Below are 22,757 nucleotides of genomic sequence, written 5' to 3'. Positions count from 1 at the left end.
TTGTTATCATGAAAATTGCGAATCATCGCCAAAAAATCAACAGACTTGTCTGCAGAACTTTGACCTTAATTTCAGCTATCCTCTTAGGAGGCTTGGGAAAACTTTCCGAGTCCAACAACAACACAGCTTTAGCGCAAGAAAATATCCCCGTTAGTGGTAGGGGTGACGCGCAACTCCAGCCGATTTTGCAATCGTTGACAGAATTCATGCGCCACCGCTGCGTCGGTGCGGCCGTACTCGGTGTTTCTGTTAAAGGTAAACCCGTCGGTGTGTGGGGTCTCGGCCGCATGAAAGGCAGACCTACTAATAACTGGAATCCGGCTTGCGGCGACGATATGCAGGCTCCTCTGGCTCCCCCAGTCGCAGCAGATACCCCCATGCGTATGGGCAGTATCAGCAAGCCTGTTACCTTTGCAATGGTGCGCTGGGCGCTTAAACAGACGGCGCGCGATCGGGCCGGGTTAGAACTGACTGACGACCAAATTGAAGGGATGAAATTGTTCGATCCAGAGCATTATCCGCCGCTAATTCCTGGTTTGAACAAGCAATATCCAGTAGCGATTATCCCTGAAAAATTGCACGCCGTATTTTCGGGAAAAGTCAAATTTCCCGTTCCCGTGAAAGACAGCAAGTGTGCCAATCTTAAGTCAGGATTTGCAGACAAACAGTGGCAAAACGTCACCCTCGGACATTTTTTGTCGCACCGATCCGGACTTCAGCGAAGCGCGCCCAGATATGAAGATGTCACCGCAAATTTGCCTGTGCTTCGCAATCTAAAAACCCCAGCCGATTTTCAAGCACAAGAACAGCTACTTGTCAGCGAATGGGGCAGCAAATCTGTCAGTTCAGCAAAAAATCAACTCGGCATTTCTCCTAGCGCAGGCTATTTTTTGCCGAGTCCTACTTTAACAGAAACTATGCAGATTTTGGCTGGGCGATGCCTTCAGTATCCTCTCGGTCAATATCACTATTCCAATACCAGTCCCGCATTTCCTACGCTTATTTTGCAGCAGCTTATAGCTTCCGGCAGCTATGCTGCTAAAATGGGTAAACCAGCAACTCATCAAGGTTCGGCTTTGGAGGTTTTCTTCAAAACCGAGTTAGGAATTTCTACTGCGGCTGGCCGGGGAATTTTCATGAGCCAAGAAGTAGAAAATATTGGCGATCGCGAGCCCAAAAAACGGCATTGGAACGGAAAAACCTACTATTGGCAGGGATGGGATTTGAAGCGTCCGCACTGCATCTGGAAGGGTAGCTTCTGCGATTTTGCTACTTGGCTAAATCCGAAGCCGGGGAGAATAAATTGGTCTTGGAATTTAAGCCAAGTTCCGTTTAGCAGCAGAAACACTGATTTGAGTCCTGGCACGGGTTCGCTAGCTGCAGAAGCTGAAGTTTTTCTCAAATTTATGTCACAATATTGGGTAGGCGGTTATGAGAATAACCCGCGCATTGGGGAAAAGCGAAATCAGGTTGGGAATCGATATACTGCTCACAACGGAGCGCTTGACGGCACTCATGCTTGGGCAATCCAGTTAGGGAAAAATAACAATCCGAAAGAGTGGAAATTGCCTCCGGTGGATGATACAGGCCGCATCCTTGATGATTTTGCTAATTTGAAGATGTATGCGGGTGTGTTGCCGGAGGGAGTCGATGTTTTTGTGGCTGTGAATCAAAGGGCGGACAAGAAATGTGTTGAGGCTAAAGGTTACAATTGTGGGGATGCTTACGGAATGTTGAATAATTTTATTTTGTACGGTGTTTCTCAGGTGAATTGGAATCTAGTTGCACCTCGTTCAGTTGACAAATAAAATTTATATCCTGTCGTCACGGCAGTTTATCCTATTCATTTTAACCGCTAAAAAAGCTTTTGATGCAGAGTATAATTTGCTCCACATAATTCAACAGAATTAGCGCTGCTGATAAGCTGTAGGTATCTAAATTGTATTTTTTTGGCGGGCGGGAGACACCACAAGAATTTCGTCAAGGTTGACTATCAACTTTAGATGCGTGTTAGCTTACCAGTAAAAAAATGCAATTTTATAAAAAACTCTAACCCGGCGAGTCACAAGTCACTCCTAATGCTTGAATCTAAAACTTATTTCCAATTATCAAAATTTAGGCAAGAGTGATGTAAGAAATCGTTTGCCAAATATTTATCCTGTTTGGGGTGCAAGGCTATTAGATTATTTTTAACTACTTAGGTGTTAAATCAATGCTTTTTTGGTAATCTACTTTTAGGCAATATTTGTTAAAGTCTCAGTGTCATTGTAGCCTATGTTAGGGCGATGGTATTAGTTTAAACTGATTAAAAATTAGGCTGCGAAAATCCGATGATCCACAAGAAGAACCGCAAAAAGTTACCCTTATTGGCAGGATTCTTAGTCTTGCCATTTATTTCTTGGTTCCTGAGTACGATCGCGCTATTTCTCAGTCTCTGGGTCATAGTACCAGCACCCACGATGTTCCTGTACCCTTTGGCGGTGGGAGCACCAGAAATCAGTCCTTGGTTGGTCGGTATCAATACGATCGCCCTTGTCCTGAACCTGCTCAGACGGCATCAAGGCAAAGTCTACATTTTTTTACTGATTTGTAACCTCTTAGCCCTCATCCTGGGCCTGCTACCCCTGATTCAGTTTCCCGCAGCCAATGCAGCGGTAGCTACCCAAATGCAAGCAGTTTTAGGGGAAAACTATTTAGCAGCCATTCCTCAAGCCGATCGCGCGCAGCTACGCCCTCAACCGTTTATCCTCGCAGATGCGTTCCGAGGAATTCCCATCAGAGACGTTAGGATCGATCGGGCTATTGTATTTGCCAACCCTGACGGAGTTTCACTGCAACTAAACCTTTATCGGCCGATGCAAATTGGCAAATATCCGGCTATTATCACACTCTACGGGGGAGCTTGGCAAAGAGGCAATCCCGATTACAATCAGGAATTCAGCCGCTATATGGCCGCCCAAGGCTATTGTGTGGTTGCAATTGATTACCGCCACGCTCCCAAGTATCGATTTCCTGCTCAGCTTGAGGACGTACAAGCCGCTCTTTCCTATATCAAAACTCATGCTGCTGATTGGGAAATCGATCTCGATCGAATTGCTCTGATGGGAAGGTCTGCAGGTGCCCATTTAGCAATGCTAACTGCTTATGATTCTAGTGTGCTTCCAGTTCGAGCCGTGGTCAATTATTACGGGCCAAATGACCTGATCCGGGGATACAATGACCCACCTTTTCCTGATGCCATAAATGTTCGAGCCGTCTTGCGTGCCTTTCTCGGAGGAACGCCAGATGAACTCAACGAGCTTTACCGTCGGGCTTCTCCCATAAATTATATTAAACCGAATCTTCCCCCTTCTCTACTGGTTTATGCAGGTCGCGACCATATCGTTCAGCCCAAGTTTGGTCGATCGCTCTACCAACGATTGCGAGCCACGGGCGATCGGGCTATTTTGCTCGAAATTCCTTGGGCTGAACACGCCTTTGATGCAGTTTTTAATGGGCCAAGCAATCAATTAGCTTTGTACTACACAGAACGCTTTTTGGCTCATGCTCTGAAGTCTTCGGATTACCAACGAGTTAACTAAAAATTATCAACTTACTCATTTATGCTCAATAAACTGCGGCTATAACAGTTTAATAAGTTCCCAAATCTCGTAAAGATTTCTACGACAAATTGTCGCACCAAATTTTAGAATAGTTGCCAGACTTTATTTATTATATAGCGGTTCTCAAGCCTGGTGACGTATGCCCTGCGCGGGCAAATGCCCCATGCCCCATGCCCCATGCCCCATGCCCTGTTAAACTGAAATCCTGCGGTTGTGTGCGATCGATGCGATCGACCCTTCGGAAAAAAATATAAACTTCTGTAGCTTACGATACATTTATTTGGTTAATGATTGTTTAAACTCTCCAAGTGTAGATTGTGTACTCTCCATAATTCTCCAAAACCCCTAAACGAGTGCGTTGTTTGCTGGACTGCGATTTATCGATCGTCGAACCGTTAAAAACCATAAGTAGTTTTGACCTGAATTCATCGGAATTGATTCGCACAAAATTTTTGAGCTGACCAGGGTGAAGATTAGTTACTAAATCTGTGCAGCGCAGACATCTATCATGTTGACTCAAATTAGTACAGGCTCTTGTCATCTATTTTATTGCTGCTAATAACCGAAATCCAACCGCATCTCACACTGGATTGTCACGCCCGATGGGCGAAGTGATAGGGTCTCGCTCGTCCAATCTTTTAGATCCTGCCAAAAAAGGCATTCTGCCCAAAGTTAGCTTTGACTAAAAACGTTGGGTAAATCCAACATATTTGTCAATCGTTAAACTTTTGCTAACATCTATTTTTTCACAACTACTCGTCCTGCAACCCCAATAAAAATAACCATGAGTGGAAACGAATCGCGCGTTCAAGCAATTTCTCAAATCGTCAACCGCAAACAGATGCCTGCCCGGCCTCTCAAGCGGCTAGAAGATATGTGGGCAACAGACGTTTTTAGTCTGAGCAAGATGCAAGAAAGTCTGCCCAAAAGTATTTTCAAATCAGTAAAAAACACCGTTCAAACCGGTCAAAAATTAGATGATTCCGTAGCTGATGTAGTTGCAGCAGCAATGAAAGACTGGGCTATTTCCAAAGGAGCCCTGTACTACGCCCACGTATTTTACCCGCTCACCAACAGCACCGCTGAAAAGCACGACGGTTTCATCTCAGTGCAAGGCGACGGGTCCGTCATCTCAGAATTTGCAGGCAAAGTTCTGGTACAAGGCGAACCCGATGGTTCCTCATTCCCCAACGGCGGCATCCGTTCCACCGCCGCCGCTCGCGGATATACAGCGTGGGATGTCACCAGCCCTGCTTATGTCATGGAAACAGACAACGGCATGACCTTGTGCATTCCCACTGTTTTCATTTCCTGGACAGGTGAAGCCTTAGACAAGAAAACGCCGCTTTTGCGTTCCATTGCCGCAATGAACAAAGCAGCAACCCGAGTGTTAAAGTTATTAGGAAATACCGAAGTTGCTCCGGTTAATTCCAGTTGCGGTTCCGAACAAGAATACTTCCTGGTAGATGCCAATTTCACCACCAGCCGCCCAGATTTACTGCTAGCAGGTCGCACCCTTTTCGGCAAACCTCCTGCGAAAGGTCAGCAATTTGACGACCACTATTTTGGAGCGATTCCAGAGCGCGTTCAAGTCTTCATGCAGGAAGTAGAAGAAAGAATGTACCGGCTGGGAATTCCTGCCAAAACCCGCCACAACGAAGTAGCTCCAGGTCAGTTTGAAATTGCACCAGTTTTTGAAGCTGCAAACGTCGCCAGCGACCACCAACAATTAACCATGACAATTCTCCGCAACACTGCGAAGAAACACGGTTTTATGTGTTTGCTGCACGAGAAGCCTTTCGCCGGCATTAACGGTTCCGGCAAACACGTCAACTGGTCTGTCGGCAATGCCACCCAAGGAAACTTATTAGACCCCGGCGATACACCGCACTCGAACATACAATTTCTAGTTTTCTGCGGCGCTGTGATTCGCGGAGTTCACAAATACGGCCCGCTATTGCGCGCGGTAGTTGCTACTGCCAGCAACGACCACCGATTGGGTGCAAATGAGGCTCCACCAGCAATTATCTCTGTCTATTTGGGTTCGCAATTAGAAGATATCTTTGGGCAAATTAGCCGGGGAGAAGTTAAGGACTCTAAAGGTCGGGGAATTATGAACTTAGGTGTAGAAACACTGCCTACTTTCATGAAGGATGCTGGAGACAGAAACCGGACTTCGCCCTTTGCCTTTACTGGAAACCGATTTGAATTCCGTGCAGTAGGTTCCGGTCAGTCTGTTTCCGGGCCGCTGGTGGCGATGAATACAATTCTTGCAGATTCTTTGGACTGGATTGCTAACAAATTAGAAAGCGATTTGGCTAACGGAACTGAACTGAATGCTGCCATCCAAACACTTCTCAAAGAAGTGATGGACGAACACGGTGCGGTTGTATTTGGTGGCAACGGCTATTCCGAAGAATGGCACAAAATGGCTGTTGAGGAACGGGGTTTAGCTAACTTGCGGACTACGGCAGATGCTTTGCCCGTGTTAAAGGAAGGATACATTGAAGACTTGTTTGAAAAGACAGGTGTTCTGACTCCAGTTGAATTGGAAAGCCGTTACGATGTTTATGCTGAGCAGTATTTGCTGGCAATTGAAGTCGAAGCAAAACTGGTAATAAGCATGGCAAAAACCATTATTTACCCCGCAGCGGTGAGGTATTTAGCTGAAATTTCCGGCACGGTTTCTAAGTTGAAAGAAATTGGGATTGAACTGGAAAAGGAAACTGCCGAAAAAGTAGCGGTGCTGGTTAAGTCAATGATGGATACTGCGAGCAAATTGACTGCTGCTTTGAGCAAGCACGATTTTGCCTCGACAGAAGACCATATGCAATATGCTTCGCAAACAATTCGTCCTTTGATGGATGAGGTTCGCAAGTATGCGGATGCTCTGGAAGGTGAAGTGGCTGATGATTTGTGGCCACTACCTACTTATCAAGAAATGCTGTTTGTTAAGTAGTAGCAAACAAATTCGGTTAATTGCAGGTGAGATTTGTAAGGACACGGCAGTGCCGTGTCCTTACTTGTTGAGATTAAATGAGTGTTACGCTGAATCTCTCAGAGTCATTAAATGCGAGCGAGAGTAAGACTTGTGAAGATTGTTCAAATACCATTCAACAAATTTATCGGGTAGAAAAAGTAATCTGGTTGCGAAAAGCTATTATGCGAATTAAATCTTTCTTGAAACAAATGACTCTGGTGGCTCTAGCTCTATTTTTTGCGATCAGTTGCAGTCGATCGACTCCGAACGTAAACTCTTCCCCTGAAGCAAGTACCTCTAGCAGCTTTAGAGTGGCGTTGGTCGTCACAGGTTCCAAAGACAACAACAGTTGGGCTCAAGCCTGCTTTGAAGGGTTAACCCTAATCAAAGATAAATTTAATGCTCAGGTAGATTTTACTGGCATTGACAATGAAGATAGTGAAGCTGCCCTTCGCCAATATGCCCAGTCAGGCTATGACCTGGTAATTGCAGCCAGTGGTGGCTATATCAAAGCTGCCGAAAAGGTCGCTAAAGAATTTCCGCGAACGAAATTTGCCCTGTTTACCACGTATCCAGGGAATAACACAAATTTGGGGGCTGTTGCCTTTCGATCGGGTGAGGTGGGGTACCTCACAGGTGCTTTGGCTGCCATGAAGACTAAAAGCAATAAAGTTGGCTATATTGTAGGTGCAGCTTATCCGGTTTACAAAGAAGAAGAAGCTTTGTTTAGGCGCGGAGTGAAGGCAACGAATCCCTCTGTTCAAGCTTCGACTGCTTTTCTCAACAGTTGGATTGATACGGACAAAGCCATTAAAGTCGCAACGGATATGGTTGCCTCTGGAGTAGATGTTTTGACAATCAACGCGGATGAGGCAGGATTAGCCGCGCTAAAAGCCGTTACGCAAAAGCCAGGAGTCCTTGTGATTGGTTGGGCCAAGGATCAGTACGAACTGGCTCCCGGCAAAGTCCTAACTAGCGTTCTGCAGGACATTCCCAATCTGGTGCTCAATGCGGCGGTGTTAACCCAGGAAGGTCGCTGGGAAGGAAAACTTTACAAGTTTGGACTCAAGGAAAAAATCTACGACTTTGCGCCTTTTCGTGGTAGTCTCACGTCTCAGGAAGAGGACACTTTTAAGACCATCCGAGATGCTGTGACGACTGGCCAAATTGATGTTTCTCCTTAGTGCGCCGATTAATTGATTTACCAATATTGATTCTAAGTCCGATGCAAAATCAACGCAACGATCGCGCTCTTCCGATTGCCAAAAGATCCCCTTCACATCCCTGGCAACGCTTCTTTTCTATTGCCAATCAGCTCCGGTATGGTTTGATATTTTTGGTTCTTCTGAGCTTACTGCCCACAGGTGGTTTGCTGATCTACCTCAGCTTTCAGGCGCAGATCCAGCAATCGCGATCGCTCCAACAAGAGCGCAGTCAGACAGCAGCAGGGCAGATTGATAATTATCTAGATGACTTGAAACGAAAACTGAGCTATTTAGCTAGGGTCCAAGGACTCACAAAATTTCAATCTCAAGCGCAGCAGAGCCTGTTGGAAGGGTTGACTCGTCATAATGATGCTTATGAAGCAGTTGCCATTTTGAACCGGAAGGGACAAGTTGTCGCGTCAGTTTCACCCTACCAACCGCTCAAGTTAAAAAATCCCGCCAATTCGCCACTGTTTATTCGTGCCTTTAAACAACAGGAAGATTATGTCAGTCCTGTAGAAATTAATCCTCAAACTCACGAACCAAACACCATTCTGGCGGTTCCGATTCGGAATGACCGAGATGAGGTGGATGGGGTGCTATTAGCGCAGGTAAATCTCAACTTTCTCTGGTTTGTTGTTTCCCAAACCGAGGTCGGCAAGAGGGGTTATGTTTATGTAGTCGATGAGCGTAATTTTGTCATTGCTCAAAAGGATAGTAAGCCAGAAACATTTCAACTTCAAGATATTTCTAAGCGCCCTTTCTTTCAATTCTTGAAAGCATACCAAGATACTAAGCGCCTTAACGTTTATCAGGGTCTAAAGCAGGTAGAAGTATTGGGTGCCAGTGCCTTAGTTCGGAGCGTGAATTGGAAGGTGGTTGTAGAACTGCCAACGGCTGAGGCTTATGCTCCCGTTTACCAAATGCTCTCAATTATGGGAGGCTCATTGGCGCTGGTGACGATCGTTGCTGTTGGCATTGGCTTTCTATTTATTCGGCAAATTGTGGTGCCGCTACAGCGCTTAACCACGGCAGCTACTGAACTCAGTGGGGGGCAATTAGAGACGCGGGTCAACATCGACAGCCAAAACGAACTGGGGACATTGGCGATCGCATTTAACAATATGGCAACGCAGTTAGAGGAACTGATTACAGCAGTTGAAGTGGAACGCAATTTTGTTTCAGCAATTCTTGAAATTGCAGGTGCGCTGGTAGTTGTACTCGACCCGCAGGGACAAATCGTTCGCTTTAACCGAGCTTGCGAACAAATGACTCATTACTCGTTTAGTGAAGTGAAAGGGCGTTACATTTGGGAATTGTTCCCGAACTCAGACTTAGCTGGACAAGCCAAAACTACTTTTGAGTCTTTACAATCTGGTAATTTTCCTCAACAGTATGAAGGCTGTTGGGTGAGCAAAGATCAACAACTCAGACTGATTGCCTGGTCAGATACTGCTTTACTGGATAGTGAAGGTGAAATTGAGTACATCATCAAAACAGGGATTGACATTACTCAACGGAAACAGGCAGAAGAGGAACTCAAAGCGTCGGAACAGCGACTATCTTTTCTATTCCGCCAAAGTGCACTGGCAGTTGTGGAATGGGATTTAAACTTTAAAGTCACTGCTTGGAATCCAGCGGCAGAGCAGATTTTTGGTTACACGCCTACAGAGGCGATCGGACACCATGCCGCAGAATTAATTGTGCCTGCGTCTGCCCGAAAGGTAGTCGATCGAGTTATGAACGAGTTGTTGAGTCAGGTTGGAGGAATCTACAGCGTCAACGAAAATATTACGAAAAACGGTCAAACCATTATTTGCGAATGGTTCAATACGCCTTTAGTAGGGGATGCTGGAAAGATTATTGGAGTTGCATCCTTGGCACTGGATATTACTGAGCGCAAGCAAGCCGAAGCTGCTTTAAGGCAAGCAAAAGAGGAAGCTGAGGTTGCACTCAAAACCTTACAGCAAACTCAAGCACAACTCATTCAGGCAGAGAAAATGTCTGGTTTGGGGCAACTGGTTGCTGGTGTTGCTCACGAAATTAACAATCCAGTCAACTTTATCTATGGCAACCTGAGCCATACTGCCGACTACACGCAAAATTTACTAAATTTGATTCAGCTTTACCAGCAAACCTATCCAACTAATGCCCAAATTGAGGAAAAAATTGAAGAGTTCGATCTGGACTACATTAGTGAAGATTTGCCCAAAATGCTTACTTCAATGAAGGTAGGAGCCGATCGCATTCGTCAAATTGTCCTGTCGCTACGAAACTTCTCGCGGCTCGATGAGGCAGAAATGAAGCCAGTTGATATCCACGATGGAATTGACAGCACATTGATGATTTTGCAAAATCGGCTGAAGGCAAAACCGGATCATCCTGCTATTGAAATTGTTAAAGAGTACGGCGACTTACCGCTGGTAGAGTGCTATGCCGGACAGTTGAACCAAGTCTTTATGAATATTCTGGCAAATGCGATTGATGCTTTAGAAAACTACGACAATCAGCGTTCTCCAAAAGATATCCAAAAGAATACCAGTTGCATCACTATTCGGACTAAGCTAGCCACAAATGAAACTGGGTCCGGTTATTCTAAAAACGTGGTGATTCAATTTCAAGACAATGGAGCGGGCATGACGGAAACTGTTAGACAACAGGTTTTCAATCCCTTCTTCACCACAAAACCAACTGGTAAAGGAACTGGATTAGGACTATCCATCAGCTATCAAATTGTAGTTGATAAGCACGGTGGCTCTATCGAGTGCTTCTCTCAACCTCATCAAGGAACAGAGTTCCGAATTGAAATTCCTGTTTTGCAAAGCGGTGCTATAGCACTCGTGGGTAAATAACTGCTATCACATTCCTTTATATAGCAATCCTTGCAGGAGTCGTAAATGTTTTACCCCACCCCAACCCTCCCCGCGAGTTCGGGGAGGGAGTAAGAAATTCACAAATGATGCAAGGATTGCTATATATAGCGTTTCTGATAATAGACACCTATGAAGCTAGCTACAAATCACACTGGGATAGTTTCTCGAACAGGTTTCGAGAGGGTTTGATCGACGGCATTGTGGGTTTTGAGAGTGCTGTTAGATCATTCCGGTGCAACGGGAATTGATATGAGTAGCAATGGAGACGATCGCCGGAAAGTGGTTCAATACCAGCCGATCGCCCCCAAGCACCTCAAAACAGACTTAATATCATCCGCTAATCAAACGATTTTCTCGCTAGAAAGTTCGCCGCTAGCAGGAGGCTCTACCGTATCCCCAAAGACAATCCGCAGAAAAGGCGGAGCCAAAAAAGTCGTCAGAATCACCATGATAATAATCGAGACTTCTAACGGTTTATCCAAAACCCCACTCGCCGAACCAATGGCGGCAAACACTAACCCGACTTCGCCCCGAGGAATCATCCCCACTCCGATCGCCAATCGATTGATTCCCGGCTGACCAAACACCACCCAGCCTGTTACGATCTTGCCAAAAATAGCAACCAAAATCAAAAATACGGCAATCAAAAGTCCCGCCCGATTATCCGGCACTGTTGGATTCAAAACCCCCAAATCCGCCCGAGCCCCCACCGTTACAAAGAAGATTGGCACAAATAAATCGGCGATGGGTTTCACCAGTTCATCCAACTCCAGGCGGGCATCGCTTTCATCCAACACCAAACCAGCCGCAAAGGCACCCAAAATCGCTTCGAGATGAATTGCGTTGCCCAGAAAAGCCATGAAGAAAGCAAAGATAAATGCCGGAATGATAATATTGCCGCGAGTTTTGAGTTGACCTGCCACCGCCGAGAAAGTTTTGTCGAAGACACCACCTAAGAGAATCGAACCTAGCAGAAAGGCAGTTGCACTTACGATCAAATAGATGATATTAACAACATCAATCTCACCAGTTTTGGCTAAACTGGCGACAACAGCCAGGACAATAATTCCTAACACATCATCAATCACCGCCGCACCGACAATAATTTGACCTTCTTTAGAGTTCAGTTGTCCTAATTCAGACAACACTTTGGAGGTAATTCCAATGCTGGTTGCGGTCAAAGCTGCCCCCGCAAAAATAGCTGGAATTGCTGCCGTGTGGAAAATTATCATCAAGCCAGCAGTACCGGCGGCAAAGGGAACTGCCACACCTACGCAGGCGACAACGGTAGCTTGAATTCCGACTTGCTTGAGTTGTTTGAGATCCGACTCTAAACCAATTTCAAACAGCAGAATAATCACGCCTAATTCAGCCAGCACTGAAATGACTTCACTCTGCGATTCAAAGACACTGGTGAGGGCGGCAGGAGACAGATGATTGATCGATTGCAGAACTGTCATAATCCCTGAGTTGGATGCTGACAGCCCGCTTCCGGGAAAAACGATCAAGTGTAAAGCAGATACCCCAATAATCACCCCTGCTACAAGTTCACCCAAAACCGGTGGAAAATCGAAGTTTCTCGCTACTTCGGCGCCGATTTTACTGGCGATATAAATCACTACCAAACTGAGCAAAACTCCGCTGAGGACGATCGGCGAATTTTCTGCTTCGACTGTTGCTAACAAAGGTATGGGAGCAACTAGGGATGCCATCCCAGAACTTAAAGCTGTAATTGTATGGTTCAAAAACATGGGTACGATGATGGTAAGAAAGACGATTCTACGCTGACTGTTAACTGTTAACTGTTGACTGTGAGTCGGAAAATTGATAACTGTTACATATTGGGTAGGCAGTTAACTCGACATGACTATCAAGCAAAACTCGAAGAACCCAAATCAGGGGGTACATCCTGCCACCGACCTTGTCCGACTGCTTGAATTGCTTCTTTTAGCAAGATATCGCCGGTATAAATTGCCCTACCGACGATCGCACTTTTGACACCAATTGGTTCCAAAGCCAGCAAACTTAACAAATCGGCGATCGAACTAACGCCACCGGAAGCAATCACGGGAATCGAAATAGCGTTAGCAATTTCGCGCAAAGATTCCAAATTCGGCCCTTCCATAGTACCGTCGCGGTGAATGTCGGTGTAAATAATTTCAGCCGCCCCTAACTCTGCCATTTGCTGCGCTAATTCTGTCGCTAAAACTTCCGAAGTTTCTAGCCAGCCTCTAGTCGCAACTTTACCATTTCTGGCATCTATTCCCACCAGAATTCGACCGGGAAATTCGGCGCACAATTCGCCGACTAATTGCGGTTGTTCGACGGCGACAGTGCCGAGAATGACGCGCCGGACGCCTAAATTGAGGATAGCAGTAACAGAAGTGCGATCGCGCATTCCCCCACCTACTTGACAGGGAACGTCTACGGATCGGACGATCGCTTCAATGGCTGCTTGGTTGACTGGATGACCTGCTTTAGCGCCGTCGAGGTCTACTAAATGCAGCATGGTTGCGCCTTCATTTACCCACTGTCTGGCGACTTCGACGGGGTTGTCGTTAAAAGTCTGAGACTTCGCGTAGTCTCCCTGATACAATCTGACGCATTTTCCATCCAATAAGTCGATCGCGGGAATTACATTCATAATTTTTCCTCAAATTGGTAATTATACCAGTTAAAAAAAAGAATGCAACTTTATGCAATCTACCAACTCATACATAATCATTCATTCCGACTTCTAAAATCTTAAATCTAAAATGGTATTACCCATTACCCTTTATTTTTGACATTCGCAACCGCTATTCAAATGAAATATAATCGCCGAAGACAGCGTTGACCATAAAGGAGTATTGACCTCAGCTTTTTGCAAAGCTTCGGCCGTCCAGTCGTTGCAAGTTCTCAAAATAGAGTAACTGCCTTTTGCTTCATAAAAACGGTCGCTGTTACCGTAGCCGTAGCTAATTTTAATTTTATTACCTGCTGCATCTAATTGGAATGTATCTTGAAGAAAATTTATTATTTTAAGATAATTCGCTCCACTAATTTTCACACATTTGGTTTCAATATTTTGGGGAGGAAACCGATAACTTTGAACGTGTACGGTAGACGGAGTAGGGAGAAATAGCGCCTTGAAAGCTGTGACTGGGTTGATGATTGCTGAGGTAGCATTTTCCAGCATAAAAGCTCTATCTCCCCAGCCAAAAGATAGATATTTATAATCAGAAGTGACATCCAGCCCTATTTCTGTTAGCGGTAAATATTGATTCCAGTCAAAATATTCATTTTTAACTGGAACAATGATTTCAGTGTGAATGCCTTGGTTGGAAATGTATAGAGAGATTGTGCAATCTGGTTGCGAGTAATTTCCCCACTTTCTAGGAGTGAGATAGCCAATTGTTAGGAAAGCAGTTAAAGATAAGATGACAATTCCTAAGCGCTGTATGCTTTTTCTCATTTTAACCCTAGGTTTCAAATTCTGGCTTCAGATGGCGGGCGCTGCATCTTCGTGGGGAAGAATTCTTGCAAAGCAGAATTGCGCTGTTCGGGGGTTTCGTTAGCCCAATTCGACAAACTTTCGTAGAAAAAGAACGACACGCCAGCGAAATCTCTTTTTCGCACTTCTTGCACTTGTTCTTGAATTTGTTTTAGGGACACAGAATTATTTTTAAGACCTGTTAAAATGCCGATCGCAGTTGGAATGTTAAATTTAGCCAATTTAACTTCTTCCCGTTCCAGTTCGGCACTAAAACGCTTGATATCGCTGCGATAAACCTGCAACACAATTTCTTGGATGTAACCGCGTCTTTCCCAGGTAAACCAATCCTGCAAGTGGGCGGGTAAAGAAAAGTGAAAAGGGTTCGGAGATAAGCTGACAATACATTTTTCTTTGCGGGATTTGATGGCGCGGGAAACTCGCCCCACGAAGTCATTGATTTTGTCAGCGCGCCAGCGCACCCAGAAGGTTTCGCGGGAGTCGTCGGAGGGAGGACTTTTGATTTGTTCTTGATACATTAACACTGTCCGTGGCTCGTAGCCAAATTCTACTGGCAAGCCGAAATGGTCGTCAAATTGAATGCCATCTATATCATAATTATCGACAATTTCTATGATTAAATCTAAGATAAATTGCTGAACTTCGGGATGAAATGGATTCAGCCAAACTCGATCGTGTTTGCCTTCTTTCCAAATAGTTGAACCGTCGCGTCGCTGCGCCAGCCAGTCGGGGTGAAGTGTTGCTAATTCCGCTTCGGCGGGAGCCATGAAACCAAACTCAAACCAGGGGATTACTGCTATACCTTTTTGATGGGATTGTGCTATAATTTCTTTGAGGATGTCTCGGTCTTTCAATCCGGGCGAGGGGTCGATCGACTGTCCGAATACTCGTTGGGCTGCCGCACTCGGATAAAGTGTATAGCCTCCTTGCCAAACCGTGGGATAGATGGTATTGAAATTGAGTTGATCCAGTCGATTTACAGCGTCAATGATGTTGTTGCGGGAGAACATAACCTCGCTATCAATGTTAGTCAGCCAGACGCCGCGCAATTCGGTTGTTGGGGTTTGGGGGCGGGTTTGAGCTAACAGACGCGGGGATAAAATCGCGGAGGAGGTAAGGGCGATCGCAAAAACAACTATTAAAGCCAGTATCCGCTGCCATTTGTGCAATTTAATCATCAATTTGTCGCCAATATGATTATTTTTATACTGATATTTTACCGTATAATTAGCTTGTGAGGGTGCGTCAGCGAGGGTTATTTTATTAAAAGTCACTCGAACATTTTCTAACGCACCTACTATTTTTGATATTATTGAGGGTCAATGATGGTACCCATAAATAATATTGTTCCTGTAGTATGGTCTTGGATGGGACAAAAGAATGGACGGTTTACATTCATTTGAAAAGGCAATCTACTAGCTCTGGTTACCGCGATGGAAGTGACGGCGGCTGCTTCTGTACCTTCTTCGTTTACTTCCACAAATGTTTTGTGTTTTACTGAATCTACTGCTACGTTGTTATCAGTCATTGGAGAAAAATCTGCTTTTGAGCTATCAAAAATTCCTGCCATGCCCAAAGCTGTGAGTGTGTTTTGGAGTTCAACTTCATACTCTATTTTGAAGCGGGGTATTTCAATTGTCCCATTTATATTTGTAAATTCTGGCATCCATTCATTCCAGTTTTCTGGTGTTAATTGCTGCAAGAAAGTTGCCAAATTGCTATTGGAGCTGGGCAAGAAAATATACATAGCCAGAGCGCCTTCTTTTCCGTAAGGTAAACTGACTGCTTGAAATTTGTCTGTTTCGTAGTACCAATAAATGCCTTTCTGGGACATCATCGGATGCTGCTTTGAACTGCCGTCGGTTAAAGAGAAAGTTTTGTTCGCAGTTTGAGATTTATCAAAGGGGGTTTTCCAGTTGCCTTTGAAATAGATAGCGTTAATCAAAAACAAGACTCCATCGGGGCTAATTTTATCGACAATTTTATCAATTTTTCCTTGAGTTTTTTTGCTCACCCAATTGTTAATGATGCTAAGAGCTTGCGGATTCATAAAGTTTAGTTCGGTAAGATCGGCATTGTAGTATTTTTGATTAGTTTGCAGAAATTCGGGTTTTAAGGAGAAGCCTTGTTGCGTCCAAAGCGAGTTAGCAATTAATACTTGGACATTGGGAGCAACTTTCTGCAAACTATTTTGCAAGCCTTGATTTGCGGCGTTGATTTCTTGGGGAGTCATTCCCGTTAATTCGAGAACTTTTGTCATTTCTTGTTTGGTTTCTCCGCTAACTCCGTTGTATGCCATTGACAGTGCGAGGGCGACAGAAGTAGGAGAAATAAAGATATTTTTATTCGGCTCTTGTTTGCTGAGGGTGTTGAACAAGTTAAAACCAAATTTGGTATTAGCTGCAACAAGTCTGGCGTCTACATTTATCTGGTTGTTAGGGGGTGTCATCGCTACAGCTTGTGAGTGATTAGGATTGGCGAGTTTGATGGGGTTAATTTTCAGTGACAGCGCTAATTCTGCGAAAATTGCTAATGTAATGATGGCGACAGTAGCCTGCCTGGTTTGCCATGACATAACTGTTATCTTTGGTTGGGTAGTGAGCTTACTTTACTATTATGACTTACCTGTGTTAATTAACTTACTTTGACTGCCTTTATTGTCACCAAATTTTTTTGTGTTTGAGGCTGTATGGGAGAATTTAACTAATTTTAACGCTGGTGATGCTTCCCTAAAATATGGTGTCTAATGGTAGTGGAGATTGTAGCCAAGGACGGAATCATATTTTATGAAAATAGATTTGTAAATTTATATTGATTTTTATTGTATGATTCCCAGGCGCTAAGATTTGCGATCGCCCAACGAGAATAAAGTTAATAAATCCTAAAATTTTTCAAAAAGTTTCCCCGGATACTTAATTATAACAAAGATTTAAGATATGACAAGTTAGTAACAATCAAATAGTTATAAGATTGAAATTGTTTTTGAGTCACAATCCCTATGAATCCTGATTCTCTCCGCACCTTGGGCGTACCGCCGAATGCTTGGAAAGTTGATGCCAAAATTGCCGATATCACCCGCTCGCAACTTGACCCACAAATTGTTACTTTAGAAACAGAAACTAAAACCCTGCGTTTGGACTTAGCAAAAGCAGCAATGTTGGTGATAGATATGCAAAACGATTTCTGTCATCCCGACGGTTGGCTAGCACATATTGGCGTAGATGTAACGCCCGCCCGAACTCCAATTAATCCTTTAATAAATTTTCTGCCAAAATTGCGATCGCACGCAGTGCCAATTATTTGGATTAACTGGGGAAACCGCCCCGATTTGCTCAATATTAGTGCAGCTTCCCGTCATGTTTACAATCCCACAGGTGACGGCGTAGGTTTGGGAGATCCGCTGCCAAAAAACAACGCCCCTGTACTGATGGCAGGGAGTTGGGCGGCGCAGGTTGTCGATGAATTAAAACCCAAACCGGAGGATATTTGCGTTGATAAATATCGGATGAGCGGCTTTTGGGATACTCCTTTAGATAGTATCTTGCGGAACCTCGGCAGAACTACACTTTTCTTCGGAGGAGTAAACGCCGATCAGTGCGTGATGGCTACCCTGCAAGATGCTAATTTCCTCGGTTACGACTGTATTTTAGTCAAAGATTGTACAGCGACGACATCGCCAGATTATTGCTGGCAAGCGACTCTTTATAACGTTAAGCAATGTTTTGGTTTTGTGTCTGATTCTCAGGCTATGTTAGAAACAATTAAATAGCAGTCCTTAGTCCTTAGTCAGCAGTCATTAGTCACTAAGAATAATTTTTTGAGGCTAAGCTCGCAACTACTGGACTTACAGCTCAGCAACAAAGAAACCGGGTTTTTGCGGTTTTTGTCGCCTGTAACACATCTTCTCAGTAAAAACCCGGTTTCTCGCCGCCCATGCGTAAGTCCTAAACTAATGACTCTAGCTCGCTCGCTAATCATATCAGAAACATAACAACCGACAACTCACAATAAAAAAATGACAAACCAGTGTATGATTCCAGTGGTAAAGTCTCCGCAAGACTACCAAGCATTTCGCATCAGTCCGGGCGATACTAATAGATTAGCTATCGTCTTCGATCCGGTAACAGCTAATGTTTCATTAACTGTTTGCGTGGAGATTTTCGATGCGGGCGGTAAAACTCCTCCCAACCGCCATCAATTCGCAGTAGAAATGTTTTTTGTACTCAAAGGAAGAGGGCAAGCAACCTGCGATGGCAAAACAGTTAGTATTCAACCGGGAGATAGTTTGTTAGTACCTCCAACGGGTACTCACGTAATTGAGAATACGGGCAGCGAACGTTTGTACACTTTGTGCATCATGGTGCCAAATGAGGATTTTGTAGAACTAATTCGCAGCGGCACACCAGTCGAACTAGATGACGAAGATATGAGAGTTCTCGGGCGATCTGATGTACTCGTATCGTGCTAGTTTTTTAGTAGGGACTTTAGTCCTTTAATCTCGTTCTTAGGTAGAGCATTGGAACACATATCTAGATGCTCTGCCTAGCTTCTATTTTCCAGGTAAAATAATTTATGAGCGTTATATTTCACATCACTCAAAGCCAACAATGGGAAGAAGCAAAACAGCTTAAATCCTATCGCGGTGAGACCCTAGACTCTGAAGGATTTATCCACTGTTCGACTCTGCCGCAAGTTGTTAAATCTGCCAATAAGTTCTTTGTTGGTAAAAAAAAATTGCTGCTGCTGTTGATTGACTCGGAAAAAGTAGAATCTGAAATTAAATATGAATTGGCTGCGGGTGAAAATTACCCGCACATTTACGGGCCGCTGAATGTTGATGCTGTGTTGAAAGTTGTTGAATTTGAACCGAGTGCCGATGGCAAGTTTGAATTGCCGGAAGAATTAAGAGATATTGTTTAATATTCTGATTTTTGCCATTGTCAACTAACTTTTTATGGCGTGGCTCAAAGCCCACCCCACGGGAAAGTTGAATTTTGTGGAACGGGCATCTTGCCCGTTCTAATTTCTGCAATATATCAATTTCAACTTACTAATTAACTAACTCTTGCGCCAATTTCAGCGCATCTTCGGGAGTCGCAATTCTCCCTTCCACCCGCGCTAATTGAATCTCCATCAACAATTGACCGATGCGCGGACTTCTGGGCAATTTCAAATATTCCATTAAATCATTGCCGGTAACTAACTGTGTGGGATGAGCAACAATATCATCAGCATCCAGATAGCGATTAATTAACAGTGAAATATTCTCAACCGCCACTCCCGCCGCCACGGCTAAAACCGCTAAAACTGGAAATACTATTCCCACATCCCGAAACAAAAAATACTGTTCTCGCAAAGACATTTCCGCAATAGGTTTTGCTTGCAATTGTGGCAAGTATTTCAAAAGCTCGATCGCACTTTTAATCTCCGCATTGCTGTACTTCAGCCGCTGCAACTGGGTTTCAGCAATTGTCGGGTCGGAATCTGCCAAAATAGCCAGCTTCGCGACAGCCAACAAAGGCGTTTTAATTGTATCTCGAATCTGACGCCCGAATTCCTTCCCTAATTCCGGGTAAATAGCCGCTAATTTGTCAGCAGATGCGTCAATTTTTGTCAAAATATCGAAACGGTCGATCGCACTTTCAAACCAAATCGAAAACAAACCGTCTTCGCAACCGCGACAAATCCAAGGAACACCATCAGGATTGCTCAACAAATAACCCAATTCCGTCCGCACCCGTTCCACCGCTACCCGACTCAACAGCGGCGCTAATTCCCGAATCGCAGATTGAGTTTCAGGTTCGATCGCAAAACCCAACTGCGCCGCTTGGCGGTAAGCTCTTAATAACCTCAGCGGATCGTCCTCCAAATTTGACCGCGAAACCATCCGCAGCAAACCCAAGCGCAAATCAGTTTGACCGTCCAAAGGATCGATGATTTCTCCGGTAAAAGGATTGCAGGCGATCGCATTTATCCGAAAATCTCGGCGCAGCAAATCCCCCTCCAGACTCCCCCCTTCCGCTTGCGCCAAATCCACCGTACCGCCCGCAAATACAACCCGCGCAATTTGGCGTTCCGCATCCAACAAGACAAATCCACCTTTCGTGCGATCGGCAATTTTTCGAGCAGTCTTCACGGCCCGTGTTAGCATAACGAAATCCAAATCAAAATAGTGCGATCGCCTCCCCAGCAACGCATCCCGCACTGCACCGCCCACCAGATAAGCAGGCGGTGTCAGCAGTTTCAAATCAAACGGCCAAGTATCAGGAGATAATGAAGAGGGCAAATTAATCGGCATCGCAACAAAAATCTACTTTCCTTACAAACAATTAAACTCTTGCTACGCTAGATTAACAGAAAGCTCAATTTTCACCAATCTTTTTGAAATGCACAGAGGATATCAAGAATGTGTATTTGTATTAACTGCCACTATGTAGACCGCTGCTTCACCTACCACGCCGTAGAAGAACAGCACGAACAGCTTCACCTCACCGAAACACCCGATTTCGACCCCGTAGAACCCACCATCAACGTCAACATCCGTCCCCGCCAAGACGAAATTGAAATGGAATGGGATGTAGTCGGGTGTCAGAGTTTCAAGCAAGAGACCGGCAAATGGGCAAAATTGCGGCCAGGCGAACTCGTCCCGACTTAAGGAAGAAGGAAGAATGAAGAAGGAAGAGGGAAGAAGGAAGAAGGAAGAACGAAAAAAATAAAACGCTCTCATTTTCTTGTTTCTTCTTTTTACCCAATTTTCAATTTTCCATTTCCAATATTCAATTCCCAATTTTTAATTACCGATGCCCGATGCCCGATGCCCGATGCCCAATTCCCCATTCCCCATTCCCAATTAAAAATCTAAAATCTAAAATCTAAAATCTAAAATCCAATGTGCTATTGCTTAAACCCAACTTGCCAGAATCCGCACAACCCAGGGGATGCAGAATTGTGCCAAAGTTGCGGCTCCAAATTGTTGTTGACTATTGACCCAGAAACGCCATCAGCATCTCGCTACCGAACCATAAAGCCGATCGGGCAAGGAGGCTTCGGCCGAACATTTCTAGCAGTTGATGAAACCAAACCCCTGATTTTTTCGCAGTGCGTAATCAAGCAATTTTTGCAGCAAAATACCGCCGCCGAAAAAGCCGCTCAACTATTTCACCAAGAAGCAGCCCAGCTAGAAACCTTGGGTAAACATCCCCAGATTCCAGAATTAATCGCGCATTTTGAACAAGACGGGAGACAGTATTTAGTACAAGAATTTATAGACGGTAAAAACCTAGCCAGAGAATTAGAACAAAAAGGAGCATTCACCGAAACTCAAATTCGGCAAATCCTCAACGATTTATTGCCCGTGCTCCACTTCGTCCACAAATCCAAAGTTATTCACCGCGATATCAAACCAGAAAATATCATTCGCCGCCGACTATCTCCAACTCCTTTACCCGCCTTAGAAACTTCCTATCAACCCTCTCCTTTCCAAAAAGATATTGTTTTAGTAGACTTCGGTGCAGCTAAGAAAGTAACAGCAAACGGCTTGCAGCCAACTGGTACAATCATCGGCAGTGCTGCTTATACAGCCCCAGAACAATTGATGGGGAAAGCAGTTTTTGCCAGCGATATCTACAGCTTGGGCGTTACCTGCATTCACTTGCTGACTGAAATTCCTCCCTTCGATTTGTTCGACAGTACAGAAGATTCTTGGGCTTGGCGAAATTATTTGAAGACTGCTGTTAGCGACGATTTCGGCCGCATCCTCGACACCATGCTTCAAAGTGCTACCAATCGGCGCTACAGTTCAGCATCAGCAGTCATCCGGCACTTGAACCCCAAACCGGTGTATTTAGACGCACCGCCTGTGCTAGACGCGCCGGAAACGCCCGCAGAACTGGTGCTTACACCCGCGCCCGGTGTGTCGCTTTTCACTCGCCAACAGCAAGCCGAAATTCAGGAAGCTCTGCAAGAGGCGATCGCCCCGTACAATGTTACAATCCAAGTCAGTCAAGCCAAGCAACAGCTCAATATCGTCATCAACAGAACCGAAGACAACCCCGTTTACTATCCGCACTTATCTCAAATAATTGCCACAAGACTCACCGATTTGCAGTTAAATAAAGTCGCAGCCGTGAAGCTGTTGGGAAGAGTTAACAATTCTCGCCGCCCGGAGTGGAAGCAAATATTGCAAATCGATCCCAAGATTAAATTGAGAAACAAACTCGTGCGGATGCAACACAATCAATTAGTCAAGAAAATCGCCCCTGTTGCTACCCAAGAATTTTGGCTGCCGAAGTTGAAAACTCAGGATTTTTGGATAGATGCGCTAATGTTTGCTTTAGTTTGGTTTATCTTTGGCTCTCAAATAGTCATTTTTAATTCTTGGTTTGCGCTAATAGTTTCTTCTGGTTTTATGGCGGTGAAGCATCAAGTTTCCCAACACAAAGAATTTGCCAATAAAAATTTATTTGCAAGCTTAGTGGTGCTGTTTTTGATGACTGGGGGCATGGGGAATTCCCGGATTTTAAACACGGGAATATTTGGCATTCTTTTGGGTTGCTTAGTTGTGGCTTTGCCGCTGTTTTTTGTTAAGGAAAATTATCAGTAATC

General features: G+C 44.7%; 16 protein-coding genes. 10 read left to right on the top strand and 6 right to left on the bottom strand.

Features of this window, described 5'->3' with window-relative positions; translation table 11 throughout:
* Positions 1-8: 8 nt before the first annotated feature.
* The 5 genes from QUA23_RS23865 (at position 9) to QUA23_RS23845 (ending at position 10,639) form a co-directional block, all read left to right on the top strand.
* A complete protein-coding gene (locus tag QUA23_RS23865; RefSeq protein ID WP_333078582.1) occupies positions 9-1,808 on the top strand; it encodes a serine hydrolase in 1,800 nt (599 codons plus the stop codon).
* 522 nt (positions 1,809-2,330) lie between these two features.
* Complete coding sequence (locus tag QUA23_RS23860) at positions 2,331-3,581, top strand: alpha/beta hydrolase (RefSeq protein WP_333078581.1); 1,251 nt, start codon at positions 2,331-2,333, stop codon at positions 3,579-3,581.
* Between the two features lie 805 nt (positions 3,582-4,386).
* Positions 4,387-6,561, top strand: coding sequence for a glutamine synthetase III (locus tag QUA23_RS23855; RefSeq protein WP_333078580.1), 2,175 nt, complete (start codon positions 4,387-4,389; stop codon positions 6,559-6,561).
* A 203-nt stretch (positions 6,562-6,764) separates the two neighbouring features.
* Entirely contained in the window at positions 6,765-7,766 is a 1,002-nt protein-coding gene (locus tag QUA23_RS23850; RefSeq protein WP_333078579.1) for a BMP family protein, read from the top strand.
* A 41-nt stretch (positions 7,767-7,807) separates the two neighbouring features.
* Complete coding sequence (locus tag QUA23_RS23845; protein ID WP_333078578.1) at positions 7,808-10,639, top strand: PAS domain S-box protein; 2,832 nt, start codon at positions 7,808-7,810, stop codon at positions 10,637-10,639.
* A 362-nt stretch (positions 10,640-11,001) separates the two neighbouring features.
* Here QUA23_RS23845 and QUA23_RS23840 read toward each other — a convergent pair whose 3' ends face one another.
* From QUA23_RS23840 to QUA23_RS23820, 5 genes are all read right to left on the bottom strand, one after another.
* The gene (locus QUA23_RS23840; protein WP_333078577.1) at positions 11,002-12,411 is read right to left on the bottom strand and encodes a cation:proton antiporter; all 1,410 of its coding nucleotides are present in this window, start codon (positions 12,409-12,411) and stop codon (positions 11,002-11,004) included.
* A gap of 119 nt (positions 12,412-12,530) precedes the next feature.
* Entirely contained in the window at positions 12,531-13,304 is a 774-nt protein-coding gene (gene hisA, locus QUA23_RS23835) for a 1-(5-phosphoribosyl)-5-[(5-phosphoribosylamino)methylideneamino]imidazole-4-carboxamide isomerase (RefSeq protein ID WP_333078576.1), read from the bottom strand.
* 132 nt (positions 13,305-13,436) lie between these two features.
* The gene (locus QUA23_RS23830; protein WP_333078575.1) at positions 13,437-14,114 is read right to left on the bottom strand and encodes a TIGR02117 family protein; all 678 of its coding nucleotides are present in this window, start codon (positions 14,112-14,114) and stop codon (positions 13,437-13,439) included.
* A gap of 14 nt (positions 14,115-14,128) precedes the next feature.
* Positions 14,129-15,331 (bottom strand): glycoside hydrolase family 10 protein, encoded by a 1,203-nt coding sequence (locus QUA23_RS23825; RefSeq protein WP_333078594.1) that lies wholly within the window; start codon positions 15,329-15,331, stop codon positions 14,129-14,131.
* Between the two features lie 131 nt (positions 15,332-15,462).
* Positions 15,463-16,728, bottom strand: coding sequence for a serpin family protein (locus QUA23_RS23820; protein WP_333078574.1), 1,266 nt, complete (start codon positions 16,726-16,728; stop codon positions 15,463-15,465).
* Between the two features lie 423 nt (positions 16,729-17,151).
* On the opposite strand from QUA23_RS23820, the gene QUA23_RS23815 reads away from it, so the two are divergent.
* From QUA23_RS23815 to QUA23_RS23805, 3 genes are all read left to right on the top strand, one after another.
* On the top strand, positions 17,152-17,922 hold the full coding sequence (locus QUA23_RS23815; protein ID WP_333078573.1) for a cysteine hydrolase family protein: 771 nt from the start codon (positions 17,152-17,154) through the stop codon (positions 17,920-17,922).
* Positions 17,923-18,183: 261 nt separating this feature from the next.
* Positions 18,184-18,621 carry a cupin domain-containing protein gene (locus QUA23_RS23810; protein ID WP_333078572.1) on the top strand — a complete coding sequence of 146 codons (438 nt, stop codon included), beginning with the start codon at positions 18,184-18,186 and terminating at the stop codon, positions 18,619-18,621.
* A 104-nt stretch (positions 18,622-18,725) separates the two neighbouring features.
* On the top strand, positions 18,726-19,073 hold the full coding sequence (locus QUA23_RS23805) for a DUF952 domain-containing protein (protein WP_333078571.1): 348 nt from the start codon (positions 18,726-18,728) through the stop codon (positions 19,071-19,073).
* Positions 19,074-19,203: 130 nt separating this feature from the next.
* Here the strand turns inward: QUA23_RS23805 and QUA23_RS23800 are convergent, their stop codons facing one another.
* A complete protein-coding gene (locus QUA23_RS23800; RefSeq protein WP_333078570.1) occupies positions 19,204-20,451 on the bottom strand; it encodes a CCA tRNA nucleotidyltransferase in 1,248 nt (415 codons plus the stop codon).
* Positions 20,452-20,559: 108 nt separating this feature from the next.
* Between QUA23_RS23800 and QUA23_RS23795 the strand changes: the two genes are divergently transcribed.
* The gene (locus QUA23_RS23795) at positions 20,560-20,808 is read left to right on the top strand and encodes a Ycf34 family protein (RefSeq protein WP_006632635.1); all 249 of its coding nucleotides are present in this window, start codon (positions 20,560-20,562) and stop codon (positions 20,806-20,808) included.
* Positions 20,809-21,042: 234 nt separating this feature from the next.
* Positions 21,043-22,755, top strand: a complete 1,713-nt coding sequence (locus tag QUA23_RS23790) for a serine/threonine-protein kinase (protein WP_333078569.1) — start codon at positions 21,043-21,045, stop codon at positions 22,753-22,755.
* The last annotated feature ends 2 nt before the right edge of the window (positions 22,756-22,757 follow it).

The organism is Microcoleus sp. Pol1C5 (assembly GCF_036701115.1).
Taxonomy (GTDB): Bacteria; Cyanobacteriota; Cyanobacteriia; order Cyanobacteriales; family Microcoleaceae; genus Microcoleus.
Note: the sequence above shows the minus strand (reverse complement) of the source record. Positions and strands in the feature narration are given on the sequence as shown.

Bases quoted from the DNA above. Each gene is read 5' to 3' on its own strand.
- QUA23_RS23865 (WP_333078582.1), top strand. From the start codon at position 9: ATGAAAATTGCGAATCATCGCCAAAAAATCAACAGACTTGTCTGCAGA.
- QUA23_RS23860 (WP_333078581.1), top strand. From the start codon at position 2,331: ATGATCCACAAGAAGAACCGCAAAAAGTTACCCTTATTGGCAGGATTC.
- QUA23_RS23855 (WP_333078580.1), top strand. From the start codon at position 4,387: ATGAGTGGAAACGAATCGCGCGTTCAAGCAATTTCTCAAATCGTCAAC.
- QUA23_RS23850 (WP_333078579.1), top strand. From the start codon at position 6,765: ATGCGAATTAAATCTTTCTTGAAACAAATGACTCTGGTGGCTCTAGCT.
- QUA23_RS23845 (WP_333078578.1), top strand. From the start codon at position 7,808: ATGCAAAATCAACGCAACGATCGCGCTCTTCCGATTGCCAAAAGATCC.
- QUA23_RS23840 (WP_333078577.1), bottom strand. From the start codon at position 12,411: ATGTTTTTGAACCATACAATTACAGCTTTAAGTTCTGGGATGGCATCC.
- hisA (WP_333078576.1), bottom strand. From the start codon at position 13,304: ATGAATGTAATTCCCGCGATCGACTTATTGGATGGAAAATGCGTCAGA.
- QUA23_RS23830 (WP_333078575.1), bottom strand. From the start codon at position 14,114: ATGAGAAAAAGCATACAGCGCTTAGGAATTGTCATCTTATCTTTAACT.
- QUA23_RS23825 (WP_333078594.1), bottom strand. From the start codon at position 15,331: ATGATTAAATTGCACAAATGGCAGCGGATACTGGCTTTAATAGTTGTT.
- QUA23_RS23820 (WP_333078574.1), bottom strand. From the start codon at position 16,728: ATGTCATGGCAAACCAGGCAGGCTACTGTCGCCATCATTACATTAGCA.
- QUA23_RS23815 (WP_333078573.1), top strand. From the start codon at position 17,152: ATGAATCCTGATTCTCTCCGCACCTTGGGCGTACCGCCGAATGCTTGG.
- QUA23_RS23810 (WP_333078572.1), top strand. From the start codon at position 18,184: ATGATTCCAGTGGTAAAGTCTCCGCAAGACTACCAAGCATTTCGCATC.
- QUA23_RS23805 (WP_333078571.1), top strand. From the start codon at position 18,726: ATGAGCGTTATATTTCACATCACTCAAAGCCAACAATGGGAAGAAGCA.
- QUA23_RS23800 (WP_333078570.1), bottom strand. From the start codon at position 20,451: ATGCCGATTAATTTGCCCTCTTCATTATCTCCTGATACTTGGCCGTTT.
- QUA23_RS23795 (WP_006632635.1), top strand. From the start codon at position 20,560: ATGTGTATTTGTATTAACTGCCACTATGTAGACCGCTGCTTCACCTAC.
- QUA23_RS23790 (WP_333078569.1), top strand. From the start codon at position 21,043: ATGTGCTATTGCTTAAACCCAACTTGCCAGAATCCGCACAACCCAGGG.